Raw genomic sequence first — 12,607 nt, 5'->3', positions numbered from 1 at the left:
GGAGACCGTGGTCTCAGCCCAACTCACCCCGCCCGGGACGGCTACGCCCCCGCGCGAGCACCCCGTCCGCTCCCTCTACGAACGCCACCGCGTCCCGCTCCTCGCCACGCTCCCGATGGTCCCGCTGTACGCGGTCTGGTGGCTGTTCCTCGCCACCGGCGGGGGTGACCTGGCCGCTCAGTACGCCTGGGCCGGGTTCGTCTCGGAGCACGGCGGGTCCGCGTACAACCTGTCCTGGTACGGCGGCACGCACACCGCCCACTACAGCCTGGTGGCGCCGTACCTGACGGCCGCCCTGGGCGTCCGCACGGTCACCGTGCTGTCCGGGATCGCCGCCTCCTGGCTCGCCGCCGTGCTGATCAGGCGTACCGGGACGCCCCGGCCCCTCGGCCCGGCCCTGCTCGCCTCCCTCGCACTGTGGTGCAACGTCGCCTCGGGGCGGACGGCGTTCGCGCTCGGCGTCGCCCTCGGGCTGGCCGCGTGCGTGCCGCTCATCCGTCACAAGCGCATCCTGCTCGCCGCCGCCTACGCCACCCTGGCCACCATGGCCTCGCCGGTCGCCGGGCTGTTCCTCGCCGTCGTGGGGGTGGGCTTCCTGCACGCGCGGGAGGTGGCCCGGGCCGGGGCCCTGCTGGTGCCGCCCGTCGTCGTGGTCGGTCTGACCGCTCTCCTCTTCCCGTTCACCGGCGAGCAGCCGATGCCGGAGTCGCACGTCTGGCCGCCCGTCGTCCTCGCTGCGGCCGTCGCCGTACTGGCCCCGTCCCGCTGGCGGACGGCCCGCCGGAGCGCGGCGGTGTACGCGGCCGGGACGCTCCTGGTGTACTTCCTCCCCTCCCCGGTCGGCACGGACGTCGAGCGGTTCGCCGAGCTGTTCGCCCCGGCCGTGCTCCTGGCGGCGCTGCTGTCCCTGCCCCGTCTGGCCCGGGCGCGGCGCGTCCTGCTCGTCGCCGCGCTCGTGTGCTCGGTGATCTGGGTCGGCCAGAAGACGGCCGACGATCTGAGGGCGTCGACCGGCGTGCCGGCCTGGGCCTCCGACACGCGAGGCGTGCTGCGGGCGCTGGACCGGCTCGGCGCCGACCGCGCCCGCGTCGAGGTCGTCCCGGCGCGCGATCACCGCGAGGCCTCCGGGCTCGGCCCGCACCTGAGTCTGGCCCGCGGCTGGAACCGTCAACTCGACGTGGAGCGCGGCCGTCTGTTCTACGACGGCACCTTCTCCGCCGCCGCCTACCGTGCCTGGCTGGACCGCTGGGCGGTCGGCTTCGTCGCCCTGCCGGAGGCGAGCCCCGACGGCTACGCGCGGCAGGAGGCCCGGCTGCTCCGCGAGCGGCGTCCCGACTGGCTGGAGCCGGTCTGGCGGGACGCGCACTGGACGGTGTTCCGGGTTCGCGACGCCGTCCCGCTCGTCTCCTCGCCCGGCTCGGTCGTCCGCGCGTCCCCCGACGAACTGGTGCTGCGGGTGCCGCGGCCCGGCCAGGTGACCGTACGGGTCGCCTACTCGCCGTGGCTGCGCAGCGACGGTGGCTGCCTCAGCCGCGACGGCGAGTTCACCCGGCTCGGCGTGCTCGCCGCCGGGGAGTACCGGATCAGCTCGGAGTACGGTCCTTCCGCCGATCCGCAGTCTCGCTGCTGAGCTCGCCGGCCGCCGTGACGGTGCGCGCCCGCGGGCCCTGGAGGAGGTACGTGAGGCCGAAGCCGGCGGCGACCACCACCGCTCCCCCGGCCGCGTCGAGCACCCAGTGGTTGGCCGTCGCGACGATCGAGGAGGCCGTGAACAGCGGATGCAGCAGGCCGAGCGCCTTCATCCACCACCGCCGCGCCAGGACGGCGATCACGATGCCGCACCACAGCGCCCAGCCGAAGTGCAGGGACGGCATGGCCGCGTACTGGTTGGTCAGGTGCGTGAGCGTGCCGTAGTCGGGCCGGGAGAAGTCCTGGGGGCCGTGCACGGTGTCGATGAAGCCGAGCCCCGGCATCAGGCGGGGCGGGGCGAGGGGGTACAGCCAGAAACCGGCCAGGGCCAGCAGGGTGGCGAAGCCGAGGGCGGAGCGCGCCCAGCGGTAGTCGCCGGGGCGGCGCAGGTAGAGGACCGCGAGGACGGTGAGCGGCACGATGAAGTGGAACGACGTGTAGTAGTGGTCGAGGAATTCCCGTAGCCAGTCGATCCTGGCGACGGTGTGGTTGACCCAGTGCTCGACGTCGAGGCGCAGGGCGCGCTCCAGGCCGTGAATCTGCGCGCCGTGCTCCTCGGCCTCGGCGCGCCCGGCCGAGTTGCTGCCGCCGGTGGCGGCGAGGCGGACCTCGGAGTAGGCGGCGTAGGTGACGCGGAGGAGGAGCAGTTCCAGGAGCAGGCTGGGCCGGGTGAGGACCCGGCGCAGGAACGGCATCAGCGGCACGTGCCGGAAGCGGGACGGGACGGCGGGGGCGTACGCGACCGGCAGCGGCGAGCGGTGGTACGGCGAGGTGCGGGGCAGGAACGGCACGGCCGTGGCGGCGGCGAGTGCGGTCAGCAGGACGGCGTTGTCGCGCAGTGGGCGCAGGGCGTCCATGTCCGGCAGCAGCATGGTGGCCGGGAGGGTCATGACCAGGACGACGGTGACCGGCCACACGTACCGGTTCGAGGCGCGTCTGCCGACCCGGCCGACCACCGCGAGCAGCAGCCACAGCAGCTGGTGCTGCCAGGCCGTGGGCGAGACGACGAGCGCGGCGCAGCCGGTGATCGCGACGGCGAGCAGCAGCCGGCCGTCGCGGAAGCAGCGCACGGCCCGGCGCAGGGCCAGGACGGCGACGGCCGCGCCGAGCACCAGGAAGAGGGCGACCTCCGGGGGGCCGTGCAGGCCGAGCCGGAGCAGGGCACCGTGCAGGGACTGGTTGGCGAGGTCGTCGGCGGGGCCGCCGAGGCCGACGCCCGCCATGTGGTGGACCCAGTAGCGGGAGGAGTCGTGCGGCATCGCCGCCCAGGCCAGGCCGGTGCAGACGGTGAAGGTGACGCCGGTGCCGAGCGCGGCCCGCCTGCGGCCGGTGCACCACAGCAGGGGCGCGAACAGCAGCAGGGTGGGCTGGAGCGCCGCTGCGAGGCCGATGAGCAGGCCGCTGGCGCGCTGGCCGTGCGCGACGAAGCAGCCGAGCAGGACGAGCAGGACCGGGATGATGCTGGTCTGGCCGAGCCACAGGGTGGTGCGGACGGGCAGGGACAGCATGAGCAGGCTGATGGCGACGGGGGCGGCCAACAGGGCGGTGCGGCGGCTGACCGGCCGGGGCAGGGCGCGGGCGGCGATCAGGCCGAGGGCGACGACGAGCAGCAGGGTGCCGAACGTCCAGCCCCAGCCGAGGGCCTGCTCGGCCGAACGGGTGAGGGGCTTGAGGACGAGGCCACCGAAGGGGGTGCCCGTGAAGCGGGTGGAGTCGTAGAGCGAGCCGTTGACGTGCAGCACGCCGTTCGGGCCGACCCAGGTCTCCAGGTCCGTCAGCCGCTCACCGCGCGGGGTGGCGAGGACGAGGGCCGGCTGCCGGGCGGCGAGGAGGGCGGCGATCAGCCACAGGCCCAGGCGGGTGACGCGCAGGCGCGTGCGGGCGTCACCGGCGGCCGTCGCTCCGAGGTCCTTCGCCGGTGGTCCGCTGTGATCCGCATTCGCCACGCCTTGTCGGCCTCCCACACCAGTTCATCCCATATGTCTCGAATGTGGGAATTCCTCCTGCGCACCCTATGGGGAGTGCGCGCCCTCGGGGAAGAAGGCGCGGCAACGGTGGATTCACCGCACCGTCACCTCGTGCGGAAGCGAGAAGGATCACATGAAGATCGGCGGGGAACCGCCTGGCCGGGGCAGAAGCACCAGCACAGCCACGGTTTACGTGCAGCGTGCAACGAACGGCATACCGCACGTGAGCGGAGCAAATCCGCCTATCGTCGCTTTTTCGGCCCGTACGACAGCGCCGCCGCGCGGGACCGCGTCCCTGTCCCCGTCGAAAGGTAGGCGAGCGAGTCTTGTCGACTGCCTCAGTCGTCGCCCCCGCGTCCCTCGGCAAGAGCCGCACCGCGAAGAGCCCCGATCCCACCGTCACCGACCCCGCGCTGGTCAAGCGCGCCGTGAAGGCGGCCGCGCTCGGCAACGCGATGGAATGGTTCGACTTCGGCGTCTACAGCTACATCGCGGTCACCCTGGGCAAGGTCTTCTTCCCCTCCGGCAACCCCACCGCCCAGCTGCTGTCCACCTTCGGCGCCTTCGCCGCGGCCTTCCTGGTCCGCCCCCTCGGCGGCATGGTCTTCGGCCCGCTCGGCGACCGCGTCGGCCGCCAGAAGGTCCTCGCCCTCACCATGATCATGATGGCGGCGGGCACCTTCGCGATCGGCCTGATCCCGTCGTACGCGACGATCGGTGTCGGCGCGCCGATCCTGCTCCTGGTGGCCCGGCTGGTGCAGGGCTTCTCCACCGGCGGCGAGTACGCGGGCGCCTCCACGTTCATCGCCGAGTACTCCCCCGACAAGCGGCGCGGCTTCCTCGGCAGCTGGCTGGAGTTCGGCACGCTCGCCGGTTACATCGGCGGCGCGGGCCTGGTCACGATCATGACCACCCTGCTCTCCGCCGACGACCTGACCTCCTGGGGCTGGCGCATCCCGTTCCTGGTCGCGGGCCCGATGGGCCTCATCGGCCTCTACCTGCGGCTGCGCCTGGAGGAGACCCCGGCGTTCGCGGCGGAGGCGGAGAAGGCCGAGAACAACCGCCCGAAGACGCCGCTGCGCGAGATGGTCACCGGCCAGTGGCGCGCGCTGCTCCTCTGCGTCGGCCTGGTGCTGGTCTTCAACGTCACCGACTACATGCTGCTGTCGTACATGCCGAGCTACCTGACCGGTCAGCTCCACTACGACGAGACGCACGGTCTGCTGGTGGTGCTCGGCGTGATGGCCGTGATGATGGTCGTCCAGCCGTTCGCCGGTGCGCTGACCGACCGCGTCGGCCGCCGCCCGGTGATCGCCGCCGGCTGCGCGGGCTTCCTGCTGCTGTCCGTCCCGGCCCTGCTGCTGATCCGCCAGGGCAGCCTGCTCGCCGTCGCGCTCGGCATGGGCGCTCTCGGCCTGCTGCTGGTCTGCTTCACGTCGGCGATGCCCTCCGCACTGCCGGCGCTGTTCCCGACGAAGGTCCGCTACGGCTCGCTGTCGATCGGCTTCAACGTCTCCGTGTCCCTGTTCGGCGGCACGACCCCGTTGGTGGTCACGGCTCTGATCGGCGCGACCGGGAACATGATGATGCCCGCGTACTACATGATGGCCGCGGCCGTGATCGGCGGTTTCGCGGTGTGGCGCATGGCGGAGTCGGCGGGGCGTCCGCTGCCCGGCTCGGCGCCCTCGGTGGCGGGCCGACACGCCGAGTGAAATCCCGCTGACAGCGACCCGCGCACCAACTATGTTCGTCAGCGCCAGTAGTTAGGGATGCTAACTATGCTGACGAAAGGTAGAGGCGCATGAGCGAGTCGCACGTCTGGGACGAGGTCGACGCCTACTTCACCGCCCACCTCGCCCCGGACGACGAAGCCCTGGCGGCCGCCCTGCGGGACAGCGACGCCGCCGGGCTTCCGCACATCAACGTCGCCGCGAACCAGGGCAAGCTGCTCCAGCTCCTCGCCCAGATCCAGGGCGCCCGGCACATCCTGGAGATCGGCACACTCGGCGGCTACAGCACCATCTGGCTGGGCCGCGCCCTGCCCGCCGACGGGCGCCTGGTCTCCCTGGAGTACGACCCCCGGCACGCCGAGGTCGCCGTGCGCAACATCGCCCGCGCGGGCCTGGACAAGCTCGTCGAGGTCCGGGTGGGCCCGGCCCTGGAGTCGCTGCCCAAGCTGGCCGACGAGAACCCGCCGCCGTTCGACCTGGTCTTCATCGACGCCGACAAGGCCAACAACCCGCACTACGTGGAGTGGGCGGTCCGCCTCACCCGGACGGGCAGCCTGATCGTCCTCGACAACGTCGTACGCGGCGGCCGGGTCGTCGACGCCGACAGCACCGCGCCGGACGTGACGGGCACCCGCGGCGCGATCGAGCTGATCGCCGGCCATCCGAGGCTGAGCGGCACCGCGATCCAGACGGTCGGCATGAAGGGCTACGACGGATTCGCCCTGGCACGCGTACTGGCGTGAGGCGCTGCCGTCACACGGCGCCAGGCCCCGCCGTCACAGGGGATGAGGCCCTGCCGTCACGCCGCGTGCGGGCCCGTCCTCACGCCTCGTGATAGAAGCCCACGTTGACGCTGCGCGGGGCCGTGCGGTCCTGGACGATGATCTCGCCGCTGCCGCCCCTGGGCAGCGGGACGGTGCCGCCGTAGGCCAGGGGCTGGACGTACTCCCCCATCGTCAGCCGCACCTCGGAGGACGGGTCGGGCTGGGAGCCGCGCAGCCAGGTGACCTGCCAGGTCCCCTCCGGCCCGCACAGGAACTCCAGGTGGACACGGGAGACGAACAGCCAGTCGTCCGGCCTGCTCAGGCGGCACACCGACCTGTCGCGGCCCACCCGCAGCACCGCGCCCGGCTCGCTGGGCGCTTCGGCCATGAGCATCCCGGCCGTGGCGCCCGCCTCCGCCTCCGCGACGGTGGCCATGGTGAGTTCGAGCACGTGCGCTCCTTCTGAGACGTCCTGGGCGGGGCTGCCAGGCACTTGGCCCGCCGAATGATAGAACGCCAGGCCGCGCGGTGTCCGGCACAATGGCCTCATGACCGAGCGAAAGCCACCAGGCGTCGACTTCGAGTCGTGGGTCGACCGGCAGATCCGTGACGCGGAGGCGCGCGGGGAGTTCGACCGGCTGCCCGGAGCGGGCGAACCGCTCCCCCGTGACGTCGAGAGCACCTACGACGAACTGTGGTGGGTGAAGCGGAAGATGGCGCGCGAGGGCTTCTCCGTCCTCCCGCCGACGCTGGCGCTGCGCAAGGAGGCGGAGGACGCGCTCGAGGCCGCGCTCGCGGCCCCCTCGGAGCGGATCGTGCGGAAGATCATCGGCGAGATCAACGACAAGGTCCGCGAGATGATGTTCAAGCCGCCGCCCGGCCCCCCGCTGGGAAAGAAGCCGTACGACGTCGAGGACGTCGTACGGCAGTGGCGGGAGCGCCGGGCGCAGGGGTGACCGGAGCGGTCACCCCGTCTCACACGTGCAGCAGCCGTTCGGCCAGCTCGCGATAGTCCTTCAGGGCCAGCCGGAGCTGCTCGGTGTCGGCGGACGACGCGGAGCCGCCTTGGCCGCCCTCGACGGACTGCCAGGAGTGGCGCAGCGTGCGCCGGCGCTCGGTCACGGCCTCGGTGAAGCGGGCCGCTATCTCCTCCAGCACGTGGTCGGCCTCCTCGACGGCGGCCCGGGGCCCGTCGACGAACCCGGCGACGGCGTGCTGCAACCGCGAGCCCAGCTTGTCGGAATCGTCGGCCGCGAGCAGGTGGGCCCGGTTCTTGGCGGCGCCCACCTTGTCGGGGCCGGTGCCGTAGGAGTCACCGCCGGGTGTGCCGGAGCCGTGCCGACCGGTGCCGTGCGTCGCGGCGCGGTCCGCGTCGGTGCCGTGCGTGGTTCCGCGGTCGGCACCGGCGTCGTGTGTGACACCGCGGTCCGTCGCGCCGCCGTGCGTCGTGAGGTCGCGGTCCGTCTCCGGGGTGCGGGAGATGCCGGGTGCGGTCGGGCCGCGGCCGGTGCCCGGCGTGCTCTCGCCGCGGGCGTCCGGGCCGGTCGGCGGGTGGTCGCCGGGCGGGCGGGTCATGTCGGTCATCTGCCTCAACTCTCCTTCGCCTGACGTCGGTTCATCGCCCACGGCATGTGTCCGCCGCGGGCCGGAGCCTTGCGTCCGCCGTTCAGCCCGGCACGCTCGTGCCCGTCGTGCCGGGTCTCCTCGTGACGTCCGGCGGTGTGGCCGCCGTCGTGGCGGGCCGGCTTCACCAGCTCCTCGAACAGGGCGCGGGCCGCCACCATGGCCTCCCGCATGTCTTCCGTACCCTGGCCGCCGTCACGGGCGTCCTCCGCGCGCAGATGCGCGGCGCGGTGCACGCGCCGGTAGCCGTCCACGTGGTGGGCGTGGTGCACGGACAGCGCGGCCAGCTGTTCCTCGTACTGTCCGCCGCCCGGGAAGCCCCGGACACCGGCGACTTCGGCCAGCAGCCGGTCCGCCTCGGCGACAGCCTCGCGCGGCGAGTCGACGAACCGCTCCTGAGCGGCCGTCCAGCGCGCCTCGTACTGCTGGCGCTGTGCCGGCTCAAGGGACCGCAGGCGCAGGTCGCCGTGGCGCTGCACGCGCTCGGTCAGCTCGCGCTCGGCCGCTTTGGTGTCCCCGTCGTGCCGGGCGACGGCCCGGTCGTACTCGGGTCCGAAGCGCCGCTTCAGGTTCGGGCCACGCCGGGGCCCGCGGGCGCGCAGGGTCATGACGGCCGCGATGATGACGACGACCGCCGCGATCACGATCAGAGCAATGATCAGGCCAGTGGACATGGATGCCTTCCGGGTTCTCGGCCCAACCGGCTCTCCTCGCGAGCCGGTTCGCCCGTCGGGTTGCCCCAAAGCCCGCCCCCAAACGGCGTCCGGGCGCAACCGGGGCGCGCAGTTGTGGCCGGAACTATTCCGTTGCGTGTCCACCGGGGCGCCTGTGCACCATGCGGTTCATGACCTGGACCGTGACCCCGGAACCGTACGACTCCCCCGTCGCCGCCGCTCTCTGGCGGGCCTACTACACCGAGGTCAGCGACCGCTGGTACCTGCTCCACGAGGGGCGCCGGACCGACCCGGCCGAGCTGGATCGGGAGATCGCCGCCCAGCCGGGTGCCGAACTCACGCCGCCGCGGGGACGGTTGCTGATCGCCCGGTACGGCGGTGAGCCGGCCGGAAGCGCGGGCGTACGGCTCCTGGACGGCACGACCGCCGAGCTCACCCGGGTGTTCCTGCACGCGTCGATGCGCGGCCGCGGCGGCGCCCCGCTCCTGGTCGGGGCCGCCGAGGACGCCGCCCGCGCCCTGGGGGCCACGCGGATGATCCTCGACACCCGCCGCGATCTCGTCGAGGCCCGCGGCCTCTACGCCCGCCTCGGTTACCGGGAGACCGCGCCGCACAACGACGACCCCTACGCCGACCATTGGTTCAGCAAGGACCTGGCCTGACCTCAGGCCGTCTCCCGCGTGACGCGCGCGGCGTACGGCCGCTCGCGGCGCGATCCGCACAGTTCGCCGTTCATCTCCCGCACCAGGTCGGCCAGATCGGCCGGCCGGTCCGGTCCCCACCAGTCGCCGAGCAGTTCGGCGAGCGACTCCTCGCGGGCCGCGGCCAGCCGGCCGGCGACCTCGCGTCCCTGCTCGGTCAGGACCATGTCGACGCCCCGGCGCACGGCGAGGCGGCGCTCCTCGGCCTGCCGCGCGGCCTCCATGACGACGGTCAGGGGCACCGGCATCGTGTCGGCGAGCACGGCGGGCTCCACCGAGCCGAAGCGCCGCATCCGCAGCAGCAGCCAGCTCGTCGCGGGCAGCAGGTCGTAGCCCGCCCGGGCGGTGATCCTCCGGTAGATCTCGCGCCGCCCCGCGCGGGTGCCCAGCACCGACAGCGCGCGGCACACCTCGTCGTGGGAGGACCGCTCGACGGGGTTGCTGGCCAGGGTCTCGGTGACGTCGGGCGCGGTGACCGAGGCGCGCAGCCGGTCCTCCTTGAGGAACCAGGCCAGCACGAAGCCGAGGAGCGCGACCGGGGCGGCGTACAGGAAGACGTCCGTGATGGAGACGGCGTAGGCGTGCAGGGCCGGCGGGCGCAGGCCGGGCGGCAGGGCGGCGATGCCGCGCGGGTCGGCCTCCAGCGTGTCCACGGAGACGCCGGCCGGCAGACGCGTGCCCGCGAAGGCGTCCGTGAGCCGGTCGCCGAGCCGCCCCGCGAAGACCGTGCCGAAGACGGCCACTCCGAACGAGGCGCCGATCGAGCGGAAGAACGTCGCACCGGAGGTGGCCACGCCCAGGTCCTCGTAGCCGACGGCGTTCTGCACGATGAGCACGAGGACCTGCATGACCAGGCCGAGGCCCAGCCCGAAGACGAAGAAGCAGCCGCTCAGCTCGGCGGTGGAGCTGTGCTCGTCGAGCCGGTGCAGCAGGAGCAGCCCGAGCGTGGTGATGCCGGTGCCGGCGATCGGGAACACCTTCCAGCGCCCGGTGCGGCTGACGATCTGGCCGGAGGCGGTCGAGGCCAGCAGCAGCCCCAGCACCATCGGCAGCATGTGCACACCGGACATGGTCGGGCTGACGCCCTGCACGACCTGGAGGAAGGTCGGCAGGTAGGTCATGGCGCCGAACATCGCGAACCCGACGACGAAGCTGATCACGGCCGACAGGGTGAAGGTGCGCACCCGGAACAGCTTCAGCGGCAGCACGGGCTCGGCGGCCCGCCGCTCGACGGCCACGAAGGCGACGGCGAGGGCGACGCCCAGGACCGCGAGGCCGGCGATCCGCCAGGAACCCCACGCCCAGGTCGTCCCGCCGAGCGAGGCGACCAGCACCAGGCAGGTGGCGACGGCGGCGATGAGGAAGGTGCCGAGGTAGTCGATGACGTGCCGGCGTGCCGTGCGCGGGATGTGCAGGACGGCCGCGATCACGGCGAGCGCGACGACGCCGACCGGCAGGTTGACATAGAACACCCAGCGCCAGCTCAGGTGCTGGGTGAACAGCCCGCCGAGCAGCGGTCCGAGGACACTGGTCGCGCCGAAGACGGCACCGAACAGCCCCTGGTAGCGGCCGCGTTCACGCGGAGGCACCAAGTCGCCGACGATCGCCATCGACAGCACGATCAGCCCGCCGCCGCCGAGTCCCTGAAGGGCCCGGAACGCGATCAGCTGCCCCATGTCCTGAGCCGTGCCGCACAGCGCGGACCCGATCAGGAAGATCACGATCGCGGTCTGGAACAGCCTCTTGCGCCCGTACTGGTCGCCGAGTTTGCCCCACAGGGGGGTGGCGGCGGTCGCGGCCAGCAGATACGCGGTGACCACCCAGGACAGGTGATCAAGACCACCGAGATCGCTGACGATGGTGGGCAGCGCGGTCGACACGATGGTCTGGTCCAGGGCGGCCAGCAGCATGCCGAGGAGCAGGGCACCGATGGAGACCATGACGTTCCCGGGCACCCGCTCCCGAGCCGCGGCGTTCTGGGGCGACAGTGTGGCGGCGTTCGCGTCCCCGGCCATATGACCTCCCGAGCTCCTGTGACATTTTCCATCGTGACCGCTGTGACCTGTTATGGCCCGCCGGGCCCTTTTGGAAGCCGTGGTTCCGGGGGCTCGCCGACCGCGCTGTGGAGAAGATCTGGATAATCTCTGGAGTTCGCGAGGGGAGGGAGGAACGCGTGGAACCGCTGAACGGCCACCCGTGCCCGGAGTGCGGCGCACCCAGACAGCGGGACAACACCCCCGCCTGCGCCTGCACCCACCGCGCCGCGGAGGCCCTGCGCGACGCCCGCTCGGCCCAGGCGGCGGCGGCGGAGGACTTCGACCCCCTGCGGATCCGCCCGTACGTGGAGATCGACGGCGGCGCCCCCGGGGGCACGCCGGAGAACGGCCCGTCCCCGGCCCCCGGCACGGCACAGGCATCCGCGCGGGACACCGGCCCGGCGGACGCGGCACGCGCTCAGGGCACCGGGCCCGCGGCGCGGAGCAGCGCGGCGACGGCGCACGACAACGCCTCTCCGCCGCGCCAAGGCACTTCGCAGACCCCCGCGGACGCCCCCGGAGAGCCGGCAGCCGTCACCGCCTCCCCGCACACCGGCGCCCCCGGGCGTGCCGCCCTGCCGGGTCTCCCCGCCGACGCCACCACGCCCCTGCCGCCGGTGGGCCCGCAGGACCCGGACGCGACCGCCGTGCTGCCCGCCGCCGCACCGGCCACCGCGGCGCTACCGACGCCCCTGCCCCCTGCCGCGACCGAGCCGAGCGTCACCGACCTGCGGTTGTTCGACGGCGCCGGGGGGACGGCCTCCGGTCCCGCGGAGGGCGGACGGTCCGGCGGGCGCCGGCCGCGTCGGCGCGGCACCCTCCTGGTCGCCGCCGCCGGGGCGTGTGCCGCCGTCGTCGCCGCCGCCGGGTACGCGAGCGGGCTGTTCTCCTACGAGAGCCCGTCCCGGGACACCGCCCTGCCGGACGGCATCCGGGCGAGCGTGCCGGACGCCCCGTCGAGCAGCGCGGCCTCCGCACCGGCGCGGGGCAGCGCGTCGGCGGCTCCGCCGGGACCGGCCGCCCCGGCCCCGTCGCCCTCCCGCAGCGCGAGCCCGTCCGCCTCCCCGTCGCCGTCCGCGCCGAGCGCCTCGGCGAGTCCGTCCGGGTCGCCCTCCCCGTCGGCGCCGCGGACGTCCGCTCCCGCGACCGGCTCCGGTCAGGCGCCCCCCGACAGCAGCCGCCAGAAGACCGGCCCCACCGTCCTGCGCCTGGGCGACCGCGGCCCGGAGGTCACCGAACTCCAGCTCCGGCTGCGCCAGTTGTACCTCTACGACGACGACACCGACGGCGCCTTCGACGACCGGCTCGAGGAGGCGGTCCGCACCTACCAGTGGTCGCGCGGCATCCAGGTGGACGAACTCGGCGTCTACGACCGGGAGACCAGGGCGAAGCTGGAATCGGAAACCCGGGAGCCGTGACCGGC

11 protein-coding genes are annotated in these 12,607 nt (G+C 73.5%); 6 read left to right on the top strand and 5 right to left on the bottom strand.

Features of this window, described 5'->3' with window-relative positions; all coding sequences use genetic code 11:
- The first annotated feature begins 7 nt into the window (after positions 1-7).
- Complete coding sequence (locus tag AB0I06_RS22960; protein WP_363120705.1) at positions 8-1,630, top strand: hypothetical protein; 1,623 nt, start codon at positions 8-10, stop codon at positions 1,628-1,630.
- On the opposite strand, the gene AB0I06_RS22955 is transcribed toward AB0I06_RS22960, so the two are convergent.
- The gene (locus tag AB0I06_RS22955) at positions 1,584-3,635 is read right to left on the bottom strand and encodes a bifunctional glycosyltransferase 87/phosphatase PAP2 family protein (RefSeq protein ID WP_363120704.1); all 2,052 of its coding nucleotides are present in this window, start codon (positions 3,633-3,635) and stop codon (positions 1,584-1,586) included. The two genes, AB0I06_RS22960 and AB0I06_RS22955, sit on opposite strands and share 47 nt — an antisense overlap.
- Positions 3,636-3,982: 347 nt before the next feature.
- On the opposite strand from AB0I06_RS22955, the gene proP reads away from it, so the two are divergent.
- Positions 3,983-5,368 carry a glycine betaine/L-proline transporter ProP gene (gene proP / locus AB0I06_RS22950; RefSeq protein WP_363120703.1) on the top strand — a complete coding sequence of 462 codons (1,386 nt, stop codon included), beginning with the start codon at positions 3,983-3,985 and terminating at the stop codon, positions 5,366-5,368.
- Positions 5,369-5,457: 89 nt separating this feature from the next.
- Positions 5,458-6,129 (top strand): O-methyltransferase, encoded by a 672-nt coding sequence (locus AB0I06_RS22945; RefSeq protein WP_363120702.1) that lies wholly within the window; start codon positions 5,458-5,460, stop codon positions 6,127-6,129.
- Positions 6,130-6,208: 79 nt separating this feature from the next.
- Here the strand turns inward: AB0I06_RS22945 and AB0I06_RS22940 are convergent, their stop codons facing one another.
- Entirely contained in the window at positions 6,209-6,601 is a 393-nt protein-coding gene (locus AB0I06_RS22940; protein ID WP_363120701.1) for a hypothetical protein, read from the bottom strand.
- A gap of 97 nt (positions 6,602-6,698) precedes the next feature.
- On the opposite strand from AB0I06_RS22940, the gene AB0I06_RS22935 reads away from it, so the two are divergent.
- Complete coding sequence (locus tag AB0I06_RS22935) at positions 6,699-7,106, top strand: DUF1992 domain-containing protein (protein ID WP_363120700.1); 408 nt, start codon at positions 6,699-6,701, stop codon at positions 7,104-7,106.
- Between the two features lie 19 nt (positions 7,107-7,125).
- Here AB0I06_RS22935 and AB0I06_RS22930 read toward each other — a convergent pair whose 3' ends face one another.
- Both AB0I06_RS22930 and AB0I06_RS22925 read right to left on the bottom strand, forming a co-directional pair.
- Positions 7,126-7,734: a hypothetical protein gene (locus AB0I06_RS22930; RefSeq protein WP_363120699.1), complete on the bottom strand. Its 609-nt coding sequence runs from the start codon at positions 7,732-7,734 to the stop codon at positions 7,126-7,128.
- A 5-nt stretch (positions 7,735-7,739) separates the two neighbouring features.
- Positions 7,740-8,447 (bottom strand): hypothetical protein, encoded by a 708-nt coding sequence (locus AB0I06_RS22925; RefSeq protein WP_363120698.1) that lies wholly within the window; start codon positions 8,445-8,447, stop codon positions 7,740-7,742.
- 170 nt (positions 8,448-8,617) lie between these two features.
- On the opposite strand from AB0I06_RS22925, the gene AB0I06_RS22920 reads away from it, so the two are divergent.
- On the top strand, positions 8,618-9,109 hold the full coding sequence (locus AB0I06_RS22920) for a GNAT family N-acetyltransferase (RefSeq protein ID WP_363120697.1): 492 nt from the start codon (positions 8,618-8,620) through the stop codon (positions 9,107-9,109).
- 2 nt (positions 9,110-9,111) lie between these two features.
- Here the strand turns inward: AB0I06_RS22920 and AB0I06_RS22915 are convergent, their stop codons facing one another.
- On the bottom strand, positions 9,112-11,163 hold the full coding sequence (locus tag AB0I06_RS22915; RefSeq protein WP_363120696.1) for an MFS transporter: 2,052 nt from the start codon (positions 11,161-11,163) through the stop codon (positions 9,112-9,114).
- Positions 11,164-11,321: 158 nt separating this feature from the next.
- Between AB0I06_RS22915 and AB0I06_RS22910 the strand changes: the two genes are divergently transcribed.
- Complete coding sequence (locus tag AB0I06_RS22910; RefSeq protein ID WP_363120695.1) at positions 11,322-12,602, top strand: peptidoglycan-binding protein; 1,281 nt, start codon at positions 11,322-11,324, stop codon at positions 12,600-12,602.
- The last annotated feature ends 5 nt before the right edge of the window (positions 12,603-12,607 follow it).

Source organism: Streptomyces sp. NPDC050674, from assembly GCF_040654575.1.
GTDB lineage: Bacteria > Actinomycetota > Actinomycetes > Streptomycetales > Streptomycetaceae > Streptomyces.
The sequence above is the reverse complement of the archived record's forward strand: the minus strand, read 5'-3'. Positions and strand labels throughout refer to the sequence as shown.